Origin of the sequence: Marinitoga sp. 1138, assembly GCF_013363265.1 — a bacterium.
GTDB lineage: Bacteria > Thermotogota > Thermotogae > Petrotogales > Petrotogaceae > Marinitoga > Marinitoga piezophila.
Genome location: NZ_LBFA01000006.1, coordinates 117,964 through 135,481 on the forward strand (window position 1 = coordinate 117,964; position 17,518 = coordinate 135,481).

At 29.8% G+C, this 17,518-nt stretch carries 19 protein-coding genes; 14 read left to right on the plus strand and 5 right to left on the minus strand.

The window, feature by feature from the left end:
• Positions 1–2 precede the first annotated feature (2 nt).
• From XO11_RS02460 to XO11_RS02500, 9 genes are read left to right on the plus strand one after another with little or no spacing between them, the layout of a single operon-like run.
• Entirely contained in the window at positions 3–1,037 is a 1,035-nt protein-coding gene (locus XO11_RS02460; RefSeq protein WP_014295992.1) for a zinc-binding dehydrogenase, read from the plus strand.
• A 35-nt stretch (positions 1,038–1,072) separates the two neighbouring features.
• Positions 1,073–2,362, plus strand: a complete 1,290-nt coding sequence (ablA, locus tag XO11_RS02465) for a lysine 2,3-aminomutase (protein ID WP_014295993.1) — start codon at positions 1,073–1,075, stop codon at positions 2,360–2,362.
• Entirely contained in the window at positions 2,359–2,766 is a 408-nt protein-coding gene (locus tag XO11_RS02470) for a MaoC family dehydratase (protein ID WP_014295994.1), read from the plus strand. Before ablA ends, XO11_RS02470 begins: the two co-directional genes overlap by 4 nt.
• A 17-nt stretch (positions 2,767–2,783) precedes the next feature.
• Positions 2,784–3,761, plus strand: coding sequence for a hypothetical protein (locus XO11_RS02475; RefSeq protein WP_075780301.1), 978 nt, complete (start codon positions 2,784–2,786; stop codon positions 3,759–3,761).
• The gene (locus tag XO11_RS02480; protein ID WP_075780302.1) at positions 3,749–5,101 is read left to right on the plus strand and encodes a DNA mismatch repair protein MutS; all 1,353 of its coding nucleotides are present in this window, start codon (positions 3,749–3,751) and stop codon (positions 5,099–5,101) included. Before XO11_RS02475 ends, XO11_RS02480 begins: the two co-directional genes overlap by 13 nt.
• Entirely contained in the window at positions 5,094–6,650 is a 1,557-nt protein-coding gene (locus XO11_RS02485; protein ID WP_014295997.1) for a lysine 5,6-aminomutase subunit alpha, read from the plus strand. Before XO11_RS02480 ends, XO11_RS02485 begins: the two co-directional genes overlap by 8 nt.
• On the plus strand, positions 6,647–7,447 hold the full coding sequence (locus XO11_RS02490; RefSeq protein WP_075780304.1) for an OAM dimerization domain-containing protein: 801 nt from the start codon (positions 6,647–6,649) through the stop codon (positions 7,445–7,447). The genes XO11_RS02485 and XO11_RS02490 overlap by 4 nt, the downstream gene beginning before the upstream one ends.
• Before the next feature lie 26 nt (positions 7,448–7,473).
• The gene (gene fabG, locus XO11_RS02495; protein ID WP_014295999.1) at positions 7,474–8,211 is read left to right on the plus strand and encodes a 3-oxoacyl-[acyl-carrier-protein] reductase; all 738 of its coding nucleotides are present in this window, start codon (positions 7,474–7,476) and stop codon (positions 8,209–8,211) included.
• A 35-nt stretch (positions 8,212–8,246) separates the two neighbouring features.
• Positions 8,247–9,452 (plus strand): acetyl-CoA C-acetyltransferase, encoded by a 1,206-nt coding sequence (locus tag XO11_RS02500; protein WP_014296000.1) that lies wholly within the window; start codon positions 8,247–8,249, stop codon positions 9,450–9,452.
• Between the two features lie 62 nt (positions 9,453–9,514).
• Here the strand turns inward: XO11_RS02500 and XO11_RS02505 are convergent, their stop codons facing one another.
• From XO11_RS02505 to XO11_RS02525, 5 genes are read right to left on the minus strand one after another with little or no spacing between them, the layout of a single operon-like run.
• Positions 9,515–10,564 carry an ABC transporter permease gene (locus XO11_RS02505; RefSeq protein ID WP_075780306.1) on the minus strand — a complete coding sequence of 350 codons (1,050 nt, stop codon included), beginning with the start codon at positions 10,562–10,564 and terminating at the stop codon, positions 9,515–9,517.
• The gene (locus tag XO11_RS02510; RefSeq protein WP_175418113.1) at positions 10,557–11,702 is read right to left on the minus strand and encodes an ABC transporter permease; all 1,146 of its coding nucleotides are present in this window, start codon (positions 11,700–11,702) and stop codon (positions 10,557–10,559) included. The genes XO11_RS02505 and XO11_RS02510 overlap by 8 nt, the downstream gene beginning before the upstream one ends.
• 11 nt (positions 11,703–11,713) lie before the next feature.
• On the minus strand, positions 11,714–12,616 hold the full coding sequence (locus XO11_RS02515) for an ABC transporter ATP-binding protein (protein WP_175418114.1): 903 nt from the start codon (positions 12,614–12,616) through the stop codon (positions 11,714–11,716).
• Positions 12,617–12,638: 22 nt separating this feature from the next.
• A complete protein-coding gene (locus XO11_RS02520; protein WP_175418115.1) occupies positions 12,639–13,490 on the minus strand; it encodes a hypothetical protein in 852 nt (283 codons plus the stop codon).
• Entirely contained in the window at positions 13,487–13,900 is a 414-nt protein-coding gene (locus tag XO11_RS02525) for a PspC domain-containing protein (RefSeq protein ID WP_014296006.1), read from the minus strand. Before XO11_RS02525 ends, XO11_RS02520 begins: the two co-directional genes overlap by 4 nt.
• A gap of 158 nt (positions 13,901–14,058) precedes the next feature.
• Between XO11_RS02525 and XO11_RS02530 the strand changes: the two genes are divergently transcribed.
• The 5 genes from XO11_RS02530 (at position 14,059) to XO11_RS02550 (ending at position 17,400) form a co-directional block, all read left to right on the plus strand.
• Positions 14,059–14,595: a hypothetical protein gene (locus XO11_RS02530; protein ID WP_041638453.1), complete on the plus strand. Its 537-nt coding sequence runs from the start codon at positions 14,059–14,061 to the stop codon at positions 14,593–14,595.
• A complete protein-coding gene (locus tag XO11_RS02535) occupies positions 14,550–15,374 on the plus strand; it encodes a hypothetical protein (RefSeq protein ID WP_075780309.1) in 825 nt (274 codons plus the stop codon). The genes XO11_RS02530 and XO11_RS02535 overlap by 46 nt, the downstream gene beginning before the upstream one ends.
• Positions 15,375–16,334 (plus strand): calcium/sodium antiporter, encoded by a 960-nt coding sequence (locus XO11_RS02540; RefSeq protein WP_014296008.1) that lies wholly within the window; start codon positions 15,375–15,377, stop codon positions 16,332–16,334.
• Positions 16,335–16,346: 12 nt separating this feature from the next.
• A complete protein-coding gene (locus XO11_RS02545; RefSeq protein WP_014296009.1) occupies positions 16,347–17,030 on the plus strand; it encodes a metal-dependent hydrolase in 684 nt (227 codons plus the stop codon).
• A gap of 94 nt (positions 17,031–17,124) precedes the next feature.
• Entirely contained in the window at positions 17,125–17,400 is a 276-nt protein-coding gene (locus XO11_RS02550) for a thioredoxin family protein (protein WP_014296010.1), read from the plus strand.
• The last annotated feature ends 118 nt before the right edge of the window (positions 17,401–17,518 follow it).

Genomic DNA, 17,518 nt, shown 5'->3' on the forward strand with positions numbered 1-17,518 from the left:
TAATGAAAAAAGGTTGTCCATTTGGTACACACAGAGTTATAGAACCAAAAGGATTATTACCACAAGCAGCTAAAAAAATTGATAACACAATGGAAATTTATTCTAATGAAATATTGATTGATGTAATTACATTAAATATCGATTCAGCAAGCTTTACTCAAATCAAAGAAGCATGTGATCATGATGTAGAAAAAATGGAAAAGATGATTCTTGACATAGTAAATGAAAGAGGAAAAATGCAAAATCCAGTTACAGGTTCTGGTGGAATGTTAATTGGTATAGTTAAAGAAATTGGACCTGATTTTCCAGACAAAAAATTAAAGGTTGGAGACAAAATCGCTACACTTGTATCTTTATCCTTAACACCATTAAAGATTGAAAAAATCAAAAAGATTAACATAGAAAATGACCAGGTTGATATTGAAGGACAGGCAATATTATTTGAAACTGGATTATATGCAGTATTGCCAGAAGATATACCAGAAAAATTAGCTCTTGCAGCATTAGATGTTGCTGGAGCACCAGCACAGGTAAACAAGCTCGTAAATGAAGGAGATACTGTTTGTATTATCGGTGGTGGAGGAAAATCAGGGGTATTGTGTTCATATCAGGCTATGAAAAATGCTGGTAATACTGGAAAAGTTATAGTTGTAGAATATTCAGAAGAGAATGCCAAAAGAATTAAAGATATGAACCTTGCACATGAAGTAATTGTTGCAGATGCTACAAAACCTGTAGACATATATGAAAAAGTATTAGATGTAACAGGAGGAAAATATTGTGATATCACAATAAATAACGTAAATGTACCAAATACCGAAATGTCATCAATATTAATAACAAAAGATGAAGGTACAGTTTATTTCTTCTCTATGGCAACATCATTTACAAAAGCCGCACTTGGTGCTGAAGGTGTTGGAAAAGATATAACAATGATTATAGGAAACGGATATACAAAAGGACATGCTGAATTAACCCTTGATATTTTAAGGGAATCAAAGGAAATTAGAGAACTGTTTGAAAAATTATATATTTAAATATCAAAAAAGAAGAAAAGAAAGGAGACGTTAAAATGGCTAAAAGGCGACATTATACAGAAATACCATTATGGAAAGATGTAACGGAAGAGGAATGGAATGATTGGCACTGGCAAATGAGAAACAGAATAACAGACGTTGATACATTAAAACAGGTAATAAACCTAACTCCCGATGAAGAAGAAGGAATAAGAAATGCATTAAAAACATTAAGAATGGCAATTACACCATATTATGCGTCATTAATGGACCCAGATGATCCAAAATGTCCAATAAGAAGACAGGCAGTACCAACATCTAAAGAATTGGTAAAAAGCATGTGGGATATGGTTGATCCTCTTCATGAAGATGAAGATTCACCTGCACCTGGATTGACACATAGATATCCTGATAGAGTACTTTTCTTAATTACAGATATGTGTTCAATGTATTGTAGACACTGTACAAGAAGAAGATTTGCTGGACAAACAGATGCACATAAAAGTATGGATGATATTAACGCAGCAATTGAATATATAAGAAATACACCACAGGTAAGAGATGTATTATTATCTGGTGGAGATGCTTTAATGGTTGGGGTACCAATGCTTGAATACATCATTAGTGAACTTAGAAAGATACCTCATGTCGAAATTATAAGAATTGGGTCAAGAACACCTGTTGTATTCCCACAGATAATTACAGATGAATTGGTAAATATGTTAAAGAAATACCATCCAATATGGTTAAACACACATTTCAATCATCCAAAAGAAATTACACCAGAATCAACTGAAGCAGTTAGAAAACTTGTAGATGCAGGTATTCCTGTTGGAAATCAGACAGTATTATTAAGAGGTGTAAACGATAGCAGATATATCATGATGGCATTAATGCATGAATTGGTAAAAATAAGAGTAAGACCTTACTACATCTATCAATGTGACCTTTCACAGGGAATAGAACACTTCAGAACATCTGTTGCCAAAGGTCTTGAAATAATGGAATCATTAATAGGACATACTTCTGGATTCGCAGTTCCATCATTTGTTGTTGACGCACCAGGTGGCGGAGGTAAGATTAGATTAATGCCAAACTATCTTATTTCTCAAACAGATCATACAGTTATCCTGAGAAATTATGAAGGCGTAATTACAACATATCATGAACCAGAAGATACTTCAACAGATGTAGATGATTCAGAATATAGAGAAAAATATAAATGGTACGGTGTAGCGGGATTATTTGATAATAAAGAAAGAATCAGTCTTGAACCAAGCCATCTTGAAAGACATGAAAGAGCTAAATTGAGGGAAAAATATGAACATTTGGGTGATAAAAAATGAAGTATGATGAAATAAAATTAGGTCAGATATATGAAGTAAAAAGGAAAATAACAGCACATATGGTTGAAACCTTTGCCGAGATCACAGGGGATAAAAACCCTGTGCATCTCGATGAAGAATATGCAAGCAAAACAATATTTAAAAAGAGAATCGCACATGGAATTTTAAGTGTAGGTTTAATTTCAGCTGTTTTGGGAATGGAATTTCCAGGCCCTGGAACAATATATATGAAGCAGGATACAAAATTTTTAAAACCTATATATATCGATGAAGAAATCACAATAAAAATAACAGTAAAAGAAAAAATAGAAGCAAAATCAAGGCTATTGCTTACAACTCAAATTTTCAATGAAAATGGTGATATTGCTGTAGATGGAGAAGCACTTGTATTATTTAAAAATTAATAAGGGAGATTTGCAAATTGGAATATAAAAGCGTCTCTGTAGTTGGTCTCGAAAAAAATACGGGAAAGACCGAAACATTAAATTACATTATAAAACATATAAATAAAAAACTCGGATTAACCTCAATAGGTATAGATGGTGAATCCATAGATCAGGTAACCTCTACACCTAAACCAGAAATTGAAATAATAGAAGGAACAATATTTGCTACTGCCGAGAAATTCTACAGACAAAAAAGATTCCTTGCTGAAATATTAAGCATTGAAGATATACGTACATCTATTGGAAGAATAGTAATTGCAAAAGCTAAAGAAAGAGGAAAGATTATATTAGCAGGTCCTCAAAACACAAAAAATATAAAGAAAGTGATTAATAAAATGCTTGAGCTTGGGGCTGAACAGGTTTTGGTAGATGGGGCGCTATCAAGGCTCAGCCCCGCTTCTCCCACTATAACTGACGCAATGATTCTTGCAACAGGAGCAGCATTAACAATAAATATAAACGAATTAGTAAAAAAAACAAAGCATGTGGTAGAAATGATACAACTTGAAAAATATAACGGTAAAATTCCAGAAGTAGAAGATGGAGTATATGTTATAGATAATAATAAAATAACAAAATTGCCCATAAAATCATTACTATCCTTTAAATCGCTCGACAAACATATATTGGAATATGGTAAAAAGATATATATAACAGGTGCATTAACCGATAAATTCCTTGATTATCTTACAAAACAAAAGGGATTAAACGAAACTGAAATAATAGTAAATGATTTCACAAAGATATTCATAACCCCTGAAACATACAGAAGATTTATAAAAAAAGGGGGAAAGATATCGGTATTGCAAAAAACAAATTTAATTGCAATAACAATAAACCCATATTCACCACGAGGCTATATGCTTGATTCAAAAGTAATAAAAGAAAGATTAAAAGAGCATATAAACCTTCCAATAATAAATGTAAGGGAAGATAAATTATGGTTGAATTAGAATATCTTTTTAAAAAACTGGAAATAATAACCCCTCTGGGACAAAAATTTTTAAGAAATATAGAATTTCTTAAATCAAAAGATGAAATAAACAATGAAATTATCAAGCTTGAAAAAGCTATAAAAGCTTATGAGAATAAAAAAGATACAATAGAAAATATAAAACTAAAATTAATGAATATAAAGGATATCTCTGGAACAACTGAAAGATTAAAATCCGGTTATATACTTGACGATATTGAATTATTTGAATTAAAATCATTTGCTCTTACATATGAAGAAATTAAAAAAATAAATCCTTTGGATTTTCTTTCATTTCCAACTCTAAATGAAGTAATAAATATCCTCGATCCAGATGGAAATAGATTATCAACATTCTATATCTATGATTCATACTCACATGAATTATCAGAAATAAGAAAAAAAAGAAAAAAGACTGATAATGAAGAAGAACGAGAACAACTATATGAATTAGAAATGCAAATTGAAGATGAGATAAGAGAAGAACTTTCTAAGAAATTAAGAACGTATGCTTCTGATATAGAACAGGGATTGAGAGATATAGCGGAATTGGATTTTACAATTGCTAAAGCTTATTTTACCAAAAAGTTTAATCTTACAAAACCGGAAATATCAGAAACATATGAAATAAAAGGGATGTTTAATCCTGTTATAAAAGAAAAACTGGAAGAAGAACATAAAGAGTATCAGCCCGTTGATATAACCTTAAAACCCGGAGTTACATTAATTACCGGAGCCAATATGACAGGAAAAACAGTAATATTAAAAACCATAGCTTTATTGCAAAATTTGTTTCAATATGGATTTTATATACCAGCAAAAAGCGCAAAGCTATATCCTGTCAATAAAATCTTTCTTATTTCCGGTGATTATCAATCATTATTCTCAGGTCTTTCATCATATGCAGCAGAAATGCTAAAAATTAACGAAATACTAAAATATATCAAAACTGATGAAAATGCTCTTATACTCCTTGATGAACTTGCAAGAAACACGAATCCACATGAAGGCAAATTAATAGTAAAGGGCGTCATAGAAATATTAAACAATAAAAAATCCATATCTCTTATCACTACACACTTTAATAACGTTGCAGATAAAGGGATTAGAAAACTAAGAATAAAAGGAATAAAAAAGGAAAAACTAACAGAAAATATAAATCCTGAAAATATAACCGAAATAATCGATTATTCATTAATCGAGGAAAACGAAGAAATAGTTCCTGAAGAAGCAATAACAATAGCCAGACTTTTGAATATTGACAAAGAGTTACTCGATACTATTGAAAGAATAAAAAAGGAGGAAACATTCCATGAGTAAATTAGGACTTGATTTTAAAAAGGTTGAATATGCAAGAAGTCTTGCAAGGAAAATAGCTGAAGATGTTCAAAATTTCGTAGATAAACGTTCCACAGTTTCAGTAGAAAGAACTGTATGTAGATTATTGGGAATAGATGGAGTAGATGAAAATGAAGTTCCATTACCAAACGTAGTTGTAGACCATATAAAAGAAAAAGGATTATTAAAAGAAGGTGCTGCTTATTTAATTGGAAATGCAATAATAGAAACAGGCTATACACCACAGGAAATAGCTGAAAAAATAGCAAAGGAAGAACTTGACCTTTCAAAATTAAAAATAAATTCTGATGACAAAATTAGAGAAGCTATTGAACCTTATGTGAACTCAATGATAGAACTTATACAAAATAATAGAAAAAAGAGAAATGAATATATAGAAAAACTCGGAGAAGGTCCTCAGCCATATTTATATGTAATTGTTGCAACAGGAAATATATATGAAGATGTTGTTCAGGCCCAGGCTGCAGCAAGACAGGGTGCAGATATAATTGCTGTTATTAGAACTACTGGTCAGAGTTTGCTTGATTTTGTTCCATATGGCCCTACTACAGAAGGATTTGGTGGAACAATGGCAACACAGGAAAACTTCAGAATAATGAGAAAAGCTCTTGATGAAGTTGGAGAAGAGGTTGGAAGATATATAAGACTCGTTAATTATGCATCAGGATTATGTATGCCAGAAATTTCAGCTATGGGAGCTATTGAAAGATTAGACGTAATGCTTAATGATGCATTATATGGAATATTATTTAGAGATATAAATATGCAAAGAACAATAATTGACCAATACTTCTCAAGGGTAATAAATGGTTTTTCCGGCATTATAATAAATACTGGCGAAGATAATTATCTTACAACAGCTGATGCCTATGAAGAAGCACATACTGTATTAACTTCAGATTTAATAAATGAGCAACTCGCTTTAATGGCAGGAATACCGGAAGAACAAATGGGATTAGGACATGCATTTGAAATGAATCCTGACCTTACAAATGGATTTTTATACGAATTGGCACAGGCACAGATGCTAAGAGAAATATTCCCTAAAGCACCTTTAAAATATATGCCACCAACAAAATATATGACAGGAAATATTTTCAGAGGTCATGTTCAGGATGCATTATTCAATGTTATATCAATCTGGACACATCAGGGAATTCAATTGCTTGGTATGTTAACAGAAGCAATACACACACCATTTATGTCAGACAGATATCTTTCAATTGAAAATGCAAGATATATCTTCAATAACCTAAAAAATATCGGTGATGAAATAGAATTCAAAAAAGATGGAATTATCCAGAAAAGAGCACAAAAAGTACTCGATGAATCAATAGAATTACTTGAAAAAATGGTAAAAGATGGATTGTTTGTTTCTCTTTCAAAAGGCACATTTGCAAATATCAAGAGACCTATAGACGGCGGTAAAGGTTTAGACGGTGTATTTGAAAAAGGAACACATTACTTTAATCCATTTATCAAAAAGATGTTGGAGGCGGAAAGACCATGAGTGGAGGATTATATTCAACAGAAAAAAAGAATTTTGATAAAACATTAAACTTAAAGGCAATAAAACCATATGGAGATACTATGAACGATGGTAAAGTACAATTGAGCTTTACTTTGCCAGTTCCAGATGGTGATGAAGCTGTAGAAGCTGCAAAACAGCTTATGAAAAAAATGGGGCTCGAAGATCCAATGGTTGTATATCATAAAGAACTTACAAAAGACTTTACATTTATAATTGCTTACGGAAGCTGTACGCATACAGTAGATTACACAGCAATCCATGTTCCAAAGGTTGAATCAACAACATGGTCAATGGAAGAAACAGATGAATTTATAAGAAAAAATATCGGAAGAAAAATAAGAGTAATTGGTGCAAGTACTGGAACAGATGCACATACAGTTGGAATAGATGCAATTATGAACATGAAAGGATATGCAGGGCATTATGGCCTTGAAAGATATGAAATGTTTGAAGCTTTAAATCTCGGCAGTCAGGTTCCAAATGAAGAATTTGTTGCAAAGGCTATAGAGTTCAATGCAGATGCATTACTTGTATCCCAGACAGTAACACAAAAGGATATTCATATAAAGAATCTTACAGAACTTGTGGAAATATTGGAAGCTGAAGGAATAAGGGATAAAGTAATTCTTATAGCCGGTGGTCCAAGAATTACACATGAACTTGTAAAGGAAATAGGTTATGACGCAGGATTTGGTCCAAATACATATGCTGATGATGTTGCTTCATATATTGCACAGGAATTATACAGAAGAATACAGGAAGGAAAAAATAAATAATTCAACATAAATGGGAGGTTGAAAAAATGAGAATGGAAGGAAAAGTATGTATAGTAACAGGTGGAGCAAGAGGTCTCGGAAAAGCAATGGTTGAAAAATTTGCAAAAGAAGGCGCAAAAGTAGTATATGCTTGTGATTTAAATGAAGAAGCATTAAAAGATTTAGAAAAAGAATATTCAAATGTAAAGGGTTATGTATTAAATGTAACCGATAGAAAAGCAATAGAGGAGTTTAAAAATAAAGTAATGGAAGAAGAAGGACATGTTGACGTACTTGTAAATAATGCTGGTATAACAAGAGATGCATTAATTCAAAAAATGTCAGAAGAAGATTGGGATATTGTAATTGATGTAAACTTAAAAGGTGTGTTCAATATGACACAATTCTTTGCACCTGAAATGATGAAAGCCGGAAAAGGCGCTATTGTAAATATTTCTTCCGTAGTTGGTATTTATGGAAATGTTGGTCAAACAAATTACGCAGCAACAAAAGGTGGTGTAATTGCAATGACAAAAACATGGGCAAAAGAATTTGCAAGAAAGGGTGCTCAGGTAAGGGTTAACGCAGTTGCACCAGGATTTATAAAAACTCCTATGACAGAAGTGGTACCTCAAAAGGTTATAGACTATGTTGTAAGCAAAACACCTCTTGGAAAAATGGGGGATCCTGAAGATATAGCAAATGCCGTATGTTTCCTTGCAAGTGATGAAGCTAAATTTATAACAGGTCAAGTACTTGGTGTAGATGGAGGACTTATACTTTAAAAATAAATAAAAGTAAAAAAAGGGGGAAATAAATAATGAGTAAAGTATATATTGTAGGTGCAAAAAGAACAGCAATTGGAAGTTTTCTTGGAACATTAAAAGACAAAAAAGCAGCTGAATTAGGTGCTGTCGCAATAAAAGGTGCTTTAGAGCAGGCTGGATTAAAACCTGAAGATGTTGATCAAACAATAGTTGGTAATGTATTAATGGCCGGTCAGGGTATGGGACCAGGAAGACAGGCTGCAATATACGCAGGAATTCCTGTAGACAGACCTGCATATACAGTTCATATGGTATGTGGAAGCGGTATGAAAGCAATTATGCTTGGCGCAAATGAAATAAAACTAGGTAATTCAGATATTGTTGTAACAGCTGGTATGGAAAGTATGTCAAATGCTCCAATGTTATTACCAGCAAAAGCAAGAGCCGGATTAAAATTTGGAAACATTGAAATGATTGACCATATGGTATACGACGGATTAACAGATGTATTTAATCAATATCATATGGGAATTACAGCAGAAAACCTTGTTGAAAAATACAATCTTACAAGAGAAGAACAGGATGAATTTGCTGCAACAAGTCAGCAAAGAGCTGAAAAAGCAATCAAGGAAGGAAAATTCAAAGATGAAATTGTTCCTGTAGAAGTAAAAACAAGAAAAGAAACAATAATATTTGATACTGACGAATATCCGAGATTTGGAACTACAAAGGAAACACTTGCAAAACTTAGGCCAGCATTTAAAAAAGATGGTTCAGTAACAGCAGGTAATTCTTCAGGAATCAACGATGGTGCAAGTGCAATAATCCTTGCTTCAGAAGAAGCCGTAAAGAAATACGGTTTAACTCCATTAGCAGAAATAGTTGCATATGAGCAAGGTGGCGTTGATCCAAGTATAATGGGAATTGGTCCTGTTGCAGCTATAACAAACCTTGTTGAAAAGAAAGGCATAAAGTTAGAAGCAATGGAATTATTGGAATTAAATGAAGCATTTGCAGCACAATCATTAGCAGTAATAAAAGAACTCGGAGAAAAATATGGCCTTTCAAAAGACTGGTTTATGGAAAGAACAAATGTAAATGGTGGAGCTATTGCTTTAGGACATCCAATAGGAGCCTCTGGAAACAGAATCACCGTTACATTGCTTTATGAAATGAAAAAGAGAAATCTCGAATATGGTCTTGCTTCATTATGTATAGGCGGCGGAATGGGAACTGCTATGGTAATTAAGAATTTATAATAAACATAAAAAAGAGAGGGGAGATAATTCCCTCTCTTTTTATTTTTTTTGCTATTTTTATCTCACTTTTCCGGCATTAAGAATTTTTTTGATGCAATTATGAGAAGAAAAATTCCTGTTATTAACAAGACGATATTTAAAAAAACAAGATATTGAATTTTCATATTGTCAATTCCAAATGTATAACGAATTCCATCTATAACATATTTTGTTGGAAGTATATAGGATAATGGTTGAAAATATTTGGGTAAAAATTCTATAGGGAAATATACTCCGGAAAAGAACATCATTAATGTAAAGAATGCAGAAGCAGCATTCTGTGCTGTCTCAGTATTTTTAAAAAAGAATAAAAACAATAAGCCAAGCCCCATCATTCCAAATGTAGCATTTAAAGCTAATATAATATACGCATTCCAATTAACTGTTATTGTAGAAGAAAATATTATTTTTCCGGCATATATAAGTATTATTGAGGAAATAAATGTCATAAAAATTCTTGATATTGAAAATCCAATCACAAATTCAATTGGATTCATTGGAATTAGTATAAAACGTTTTAATATATTCTGTTTTTTATATTTCCCAAACAATGTAATAACAGAAAACATTCCATTTGAAAGTAAGGAAATCCCAATTAAACCAGCTAAAAGAAAGTCTATATATTCATGCTCTTTTTCAGTTGTTAATACTTTATTTTCTCTGACAACTATATAATCATTTTTAATATTAGAACGATTTTTTATAAGTAATTTTTTTAAGGTTAACTCGAGAAAATTTATATCCTGAGAATTTTTTATATCTGAAGAATTATAGAAAATAATTGCATTATATTCCGAAATATATATTCCAATATTTGCTTTTCCTTTTTTTACTGAATCTTTTACATCGTTTTCAGACTTTTCCGGAATTACATTGTATATTTTATCTAATTCATTTTTATAATAGTTACTATCAGCATATAATGCAACAATAGACTTAGAATTTTGCTGTTCAAAAACAAAACCAAAAATAATAAGTAATATTACAGGAAAAAATATAACAAAGAACATATCCCCTTTATTTTTTATTATATCTCTGGTGATGTATTTGCTTAAAATATAAATCTTATTCATATCCCATCACCTTCCTATATTTTATTGAAAACGCCATAAAAGACATAATAATCCATAGCATCGGAACTATTATTAGCCAGGCATTTGAAATAGGAGATATATTCATTCCTATTGTTCTTCTCATACCTTCTACAAGATATGTAATAGGGTTTATATATACTATCCATTTTATTGCCCAGGGAATATTAAATACAGGAAAATATAATCCCCCTAAAAACATAAATATTTGAAAAAGAATATTTAAAATTGACATAGTTGAACTAATATTTTTCGAAAATGCTGTTATTAACAATCCAAAAGAAAAAATAGTAATTATAGAAAAAAGGTATAAGAGAAAAAATCTTACAGAGAAAAATTCTGAAGAAACATGCATTATAATTCCAGCTAAAAATAAAAATATGCTAGATAACATTACTATAATTAAATCACTTAAAAGTATACTCAAGAAATATGTAAAACCATTTACCGGTGTGGTTAGCATTTTCTTGTTAATGTCAGAATCCCTCGAAAATAATATGTCATATGGAATTGAAAAGAATCCTATAGACATTATGGACATAATCAATATTCCCGGAAATAAAAAATCCCTATATCTAAAAACATCTTTTGAATCTATAGCAATTTTTTTTATTTCAGGCTCTTTTATTTTTTTTACATTTTTTATTATCTCTATATTTGAGTATTCAAAAAAGATTTTTGATATTTCCTTTAATATTTCTGAGTTATTTCTGCCTTCTACATAATATATATCCACATTTGCTTCTTTTTGTTTTATTCCAAACAATGAAGAATTAAGATTTAAAGAAAAATCATCTGGAAAGTAAATTATAATATCCAATTTTTTATTTTTCAATTCATTTAATGCTTCATCTAAAGTATTTATATTTTCTGTTTTGAAATTTGTATGTTTAAGCATTTGAGAGATAATGGTTTTCCCAAATCCTGTAAGTTTTTTTTCATATACAATTCCTGCTTTTAATGAATTAAAAGAAAGGTCTTCACTATAATTAATATTATCAAAAATCATTACAAAGATAACAAAAAGAACCACAGGAAAGATAAATGCCCAAAAGTAACTATCAAACGATCTAATATTGTTTTTTAACATTGATTTAGTCAATATGATTAATTTAGACATAGTCATTCACCTCAATCCCTTAATGAACGACCGGTAAGATGTAGAAAAACATCTTCAAGATTTGGTTTTCTTATAGTTAAGTTATCAACAGTAATTTCTGATTTTTTTGTTAAATTCAATATTTCAAATAATACTTTTTCAACTTCATTTGTTTCTATTTCCACTTTTTCATTCGTAACATTTATTTCTCTAAACTTATCTAAAAAAAGATCAGGTGTTTTTGTTTCAAATGTAATAATTGATTTTTTATTTAGAGATTTAATTAATTCATTAACACTGCCATTTGCAATTATTTTTCCATGATCTATTATGTAAACTCTATCTGAAAGATATTCAGCTTCTTCCATATAATGTGTGGTTAAAACTATGGTTTTACCAGCTTTTTTAAGGTTTAAAACAATTTCCCATATATTTCTTCTTGACTGTGGGTCAAGTCCTGTAGTTGGTTCATCGAGAAACAGTATATCAGGATCATTGATTAAAGCAATGCCTATAGCAAGACGTTGCTTTTGACCACCGGACAATTTCTTTACTTTTGAATTTTTCTTTTCATTTAATGACATAATTTCAAGTATTTCATCCGCTTCTCTGGTTTTGGGATATAAACCTTCAAACATTTTTAATGTTTCATATACTGTAAGGTTATCAAAAAAAGCACTGTTTTGTAATTGAACACCTATTCTTTGTTTTATGTAATTATCCGAAGGGTCAGTATATTTATCAAAATATATTATTTCTCCGGAATCCTTTTTTCTAAGTCCTTCTATAATTTCAAGTGTAGTGGTTTTTCCTGCACCATTTGGCCCCAAAAAAGCAAACACTTCACCTTCGTATACATCAAAGGAAATGTCATCTACAGCCTTAACATTTTTATAATACTTTTTTAAGTGCTTAATCTCAATTATTTTTTTCATATCAAATGCCCCCAGAATTTATTTACTCTTCTATCACTTTCAATGCGATACTTGAAACTCCACTATCAGAAATAATTCTTATATCTGGATTAATATCTGTTTTTATCAATCCAGAATCAATATGAGTATTTTTCACCAAACCATCAAGAGAATAAAAATATGTGCTGTTTTCTGGTATTTTCAAAGATAATTTCAAAGCTCCGCTATCTGTATTTATTACAAGCGGAATGTTAAATCCTTCTCTTATTTCTCCTTTTATATTAGCGGCACCAGCGTCTATTGAAATTTTTTCTATATTATTATATTGTTCTTTTAATTCAAAGTTAGCGGCACCTGCATTAATATCAAAATTATATGTATATTTTGAAGGAAGATCCAAAATAATTTTATATCCGTTTTTTAAAAAAGTATCAGAATTAATCTTTATTACATTACCATTATTCCTTATTTCAAGAGGCTCAGGACCATAATATGTTCCTTCTATTTTATCTATATCATCTCTAATATTTACTTTTACAGTTACTGCAGAAAAATCCATTTTAAAGGTTTTATTCTCATACTCATCTGGCAATATTTCAAAATAATTTTTTTCATATTTCTCTTCATTATAATCAAATGAAAAAGATGTATCAAAGGTATTTTTATTCCAGAATAATAAGAGTAAAATAAATATAATTCCAACTACAGTATTAAGATGCTTCATCCATTTTAGCTTTTTGGTTGAAGATAATATGGAAATTCCTATCATAATAAAAATAAACGGCCAGAATCTTGTGAAATTGAAAACTATTCTTGTAAATAAATCAATGTCAAAACCATTTAAAATAAGAAAAATACCCATTAATACGAAAAATATCCCCATTACATATTTCATCTTTTTTCACCCCATTCATTGTAGATTAAATATATACCCAAAAATACAAGTATTATACCTGCTATTAGAGCTGAAGAAAAATGAACAATTTCAGGAAAAAAATTATAAAGTATTTGAAGTATTCCAATTATAATAAACGCTGAGCCTATAAATATGCTTTCCATCTCTCTATTTCTCTTTTTATAGTTTTTTCCTTCAATAGTTTCAGTTTCAAACTTGTTATTTAAAGGTTCCGTAGGGATTATTAACCACGCAATAATATATACCCATATTCCAATACCATTACTTAAAAATAAAGCTATACATATTAATCTTACTATAATAGAACTTATATCAAAATATTCAGCAATGCCACCACAAACTCCTGCAACTACACGATCCTTTCTCGAACGATAAAGTTGTTTTCTCACAATCTCCACCCCTTTTAAAATTAATTAACAATTATATTTTACACCTAAATATTATTTTTTTTATAAGTTTTCCGACATAACGTTCATTTTTTTATTTGAAATGTCATATTTTTGTTTTATAATATAATTATAGAAAGAAAAACTTTCGGAGGTGAATTATGAACTTGAATTTTCTTGTTTTGCAGTTTAACCCTTTAAATTCCCTTGAAGAAAATATAGAGTTTATTGAAGGAATGGTAGATTTTGTTTATCATAAAAATCCTTCTTTTATGTTTATAAACGGAAATGCTTTTAAAAATGGTTCTATAAACGATGATGAATTAGAACAAATATCTGATTTCCTATCAGCAATTGCAGACTATAATAATTTAACAATTATTACAGGGCAATTTTATCAAAAGAAATATCAATTACTTATTCAAAAACCTTTTGAAGAATTGGAAATAAAAAAAGATTTTGAATTAAAATTGAATAGCGGCAAAATAATTGCTGTAAATTCAAATATTGAAGATAATAATAAAAAATTAAATGTAATTATAAATCCTAATTTTGAAATTGAAAATATCGATAATATAAAGGCTTTTGAAAATTATGTATATTTAACTCAACCGCATCTTGGAAAAACACATATAAAAATAGGTGATAAAAAATGGGTTGGTGGAAATCTCGAAGGATTTATCTCTTTCTCCTGGTAATTTTTCTATTTCTCTTTAACTTTATAATTTTTAAAAAGGATAGCATTACCATAATTAATTTAAATCCCTTTGAAACTATAGAGTTTTTCAATGGGAAAGATTTTACTGAATATAATTTTGGAATAAAAAGAATAAAAATAGATGAAATTATGCTTATTAATTTTCAGAAAAACTATACTATACATATACCAATTAAAATAAACACTGATTTTGAAGTAAGATATACAAATAAGTTATATATTGCATATTCAATTCCTGAAAATAAAATTCTTTTAGATAATACTAAAATATATTATGAAGATAATTTCGATGTTTCTTATATAACAGAGGGAATTATTTTCCTAAAATCAGTAAATATTGAACTTCCAGAAGAGTTATATATATTTAATAATGAATATGCACAATCCTTTTTTCTTTATCCGAACTATATATTTCTAAGAAATATCGATTTCAAAAACGGTATTTTTGTGCACGAACTCTCGCACTATGTTTTTGGATATAAAATACAAAAAAAGAAAAAAAACGATATATGGCCTGAATTAATTGCTGAAGCAATAAGGTTAAACTATTTAAAATCAACAAACCGAAATTTGTATAAAAAAGTTATTGAAGATAAAGCTAAAAATGCGGATATATATAGTAAAGTTTTAGATTATCCTATATTGGTGAATAATATATATCAATTTATATCTACTTTTAAAGAACAATATTATAATAAAAAGATGTCTGATGATGAGTTTTTTAGTCTTTTGGATAAATACAGAAAGGAGATGGAATAATTGTTATTGGATTTTGTCCTTGTAGTGATTGGAATGATTTTACTAATAAAAGGTGCAGATTATCTTATTAGCGGTGCTGTTGGCTTTTCAAGAAAAATGGGAGTTTCAGAATTATTTACAGGACTAACATTAGTTGCTTTTGGCACAAGTGCTCCAGAATTATTTGTTAGTATAAGTGCTGCTTTTAAAGGTTCAGCAGGTATTGCTTTAGGAAATGTAATAGGAAGTAATATCGCAAATATTGCTTTAATTCTTGGGCTTTCATCGATGGTTAGAAAGAGCATAATAAAAAAAAGCACTTTATTATATGAAATACCGTTTGTTATTCTTATTTCTATGACATTGTTATTTATGTTGCTTGATGGAAATAGTTCTCTCTCAAATTACGATGGTTTTATGCTACTTACATACTTAATTATATTTATAGCTTATATGTATAATATGGCAAAAATGGATAAAACCTTTCAGGAACAATTTTCTGAAGAATTAAATGAAGTAGAAACTAAAGATATGTCCTGGGGTAAAATTACATTCTTATCATTGCTTGGTATTGTAATGTTGGCTATTGGTGGAGACGTAACTGTTAATGGAGCATCAGGACTGGCTATAGCGATGGGATTGTCCGAAACACTTATTGGTGTAACTATTATAGCTTTAGGAACTTCTTTACCAGAACTTGTTACAAGTATTATCGCAGCAAAAAAAGGAACAAACGATATTCTTGTTGGCAATTTAATAGGTTCTAATGCTTTTAATATCTTAGTTGTTCTTGGAATTTCTGCAAGTATTCATCCAATTGTACCTGATAGAAATGTAATATTCGATGCTTATTATATGGTTGGAATAATAATATTAACAGAATTATTTATGTTTAGAAAAAGAGAAATGGGATTTTTTAAGGGGTTAATTTTGTTGTTGTTATATTGTATATACATTGGAATCAGTATTAACATCGGCTAAGGAGGGGATACTATGAAAGTAACTTTTATCGGGCATGCTACAGTATTAATAGAAGGAAGCAAAAAGTTTATTATTGACCCTTTTCTCAATGACAATCCACAATCAACACTAAAAGTTGACGATGTAAAAGAATTAGATTATATTCTTGTAACGCATGGTCATTTAGATCATCTTGGAAATACAGTAGAGCTTGCGAAAAAAACTGGAGCAGTTGTAATATCAAACTTTGAAATTTGTGAATATCTTGGTTCAAAAGGAGTAAAAAATATACACCCAATGCATATAGGAGGAAGAAAACAATTTGATTTTGGTTCATTAAAAATGACCCCTGCTTTACATGGTTCTGGAATTATAGAAGGAGATAAAATAATATATGGTGGTAATCCTGGAGGATTTATTGTAGAAATAGATGGAAAAAAGATTTATCATGCTGGTGATACAGGATTAACTAAAGATATGGAATTATTGGAACTTGAAAATATTGATATTGCATTCTTACCTATTGGCGGAAATTTCGTAATGGATGTTGAAGATGCAGTAATTGCAACAAAGATGATAAAACCAAAAGTAGTAGTTCCATTCCATTATAATACATGGGATATTATCAGTGCTGATCCACAGGCATTTAAAACAAAAGTAGAAAGTCTCGGAGTAAATTGTGAAATTTTAAAACCAGGAGAATATATTGAATTTTAAATTTCAAGCACTGTTAACAAAATTTCTTTAATATTTAAAGTCTATTTGTTAAAATCCCCCTGAAAGAAAAAATAAAAAGTAAGGGGGTTATGAAATGATAAAAGCTATGTACTTTGCAAACAAAACATGCAGAACATGTAAGGCATTATGGCCAAAGGTCGAAGCTTTAATGGCAGAAAACAATATTGAAGTAGAATATGTGGATATTGATGAAAAAATGGAAGTCGCAGGTCAAATGCTTGTTTTCTCTGTACCAACACTTGTATTTGTTGATGAGGATAATAAAGAAATTACACGTTTCTATAGAAACTTTGGTATGCATGAAGTTCAGGCATTTGTGGACAGATATATGGAAATAATAAACTCATAATTTTATAAAAATACCGCCAGTTGAAAAATCTTCTGGCGGTATTTTTTATTTTCTCAAAAACTTTTTGAATTTTAATTTCTGTTTTTGTAACTTAAAATGGTATAATATATGTGAAAAA

What these genes read in the sequence shown, in the direction of transcription:
- fabG (WP_014295999.1), top strand. Translation starts at nt 7,474, where the DNA reads ATGAGAATGGAAGGAAAAGTATGTATAGTAACAGGTGGAGCAAGAGGT.
- XO11_RS02520 (WP_175418115.1), bottom strand. Translation starts at nt 13,490, where the DNA reads ATGAAATATGTAATGGGGATATTTTTCGTATTAATGGGTATTTTTCTT.
- XO11_RS02485 (WP_014295997.1), top strand. Translation starts at nt 5,094, where the DNA reads ATGAGTAAATTAGGACTTGATTTTAAAAAGGTTGAATATGCAAGAAGT.
- XO11_RS02505 (WP_075780306.1), bottom strand. Translation starts at nt 10,564, where the DNA reads ATGAATAAGATTTATATTTTAAGCAAATACATCACCAGAGATATAATA.
- XO11_RS02470 (WP_014295994.1), top strand. Translation starts at nt 2,359, where the DNA reads ATGAAGTATGATGAAATAAAATTAGGTCAGATATATGAAGTAAAAAGG.
- XO11_RS02545 (WP_014296009.1), top strand. Translation starts at nt 16,347, where the DNA reads ATGAAAGTAACTTTTATCGGGCATGCTACAGTATTAATAGAAGGAAGC.
- ablA (WP_014295993.1), top strand. Translation starts at nt 1,073, where the DNA reads ATGGCTAAAAGGCGACATTATACAGAAATACCATTATGGAAAGATGTA.
- XO11_RS02480 (WP_075780302.1), top strand. Translation starts at nt 3,749, where the DNA reads ATGGTTGAATTAGAATATCTTTTTAAAAAACTGGAAATAATAACCCCT.
- XO11_RS02515 (WP_175418114.1), bottom strand. Translation starts at nt 12,616, where the DNA reads ATGAAAAAAATAATTGAGATTAAGCACTTAAAAAAGTATTATAAAAAT.
- XO11_RS02490 (WP_075780304.1), top strand. Translation starts at nt 6,647, where the DNA reads ATGAGTGGAGGATTATATTCAACAGAAAAAAAGAATTTTGATAAAACA.
- XO11_RS02535 (WP_075780309.1), top strand. Translation starts at nt 14,550, where the DNA reads ATGGGTTGGTGGAAATCTCGAAGGATTTATCTCTTTCTCCTGGTAATT.
- XO11_RS02550 (WP_014296010.1), top strand. Translation starts at nt 17,125, where the DNA reads ATGATAAAAGCTATGTACTTTGCAAACAAAACATGCAGAACATGTAAG.
- XO11_RS02460 (WP_014295992.1), top strand. Translation starts at nt 3, where the DNA reads ATGAAAAAAGGTTGTCCATTTGGTACACACAGAGTTATAGAACCAAAA.
- XO11_RS02500 (WP_014296000.1), top strand. Translation starts at nt 8,247, where the DNA reads ATGAGTAAAGTATATATTGTAGGTGCAAAAAGAACAGCAATTGGAAGT.
- XO11_RS02510 (WP_175418113.1), bottom strand. Translation starts at nt 11,702, where the DNA reads ATGTCTAAATTAATCATATTGACTAAATCAATGTTAAAAAACAATATT.
- XO11_RS02530 (WP_041638453.1), top strand. Translation starts at nt 14,059, where the DNA reads ATGAACTTGAATTTTCTTGTTTTGCAGTTTAACCCTTTAAATTCCCTT.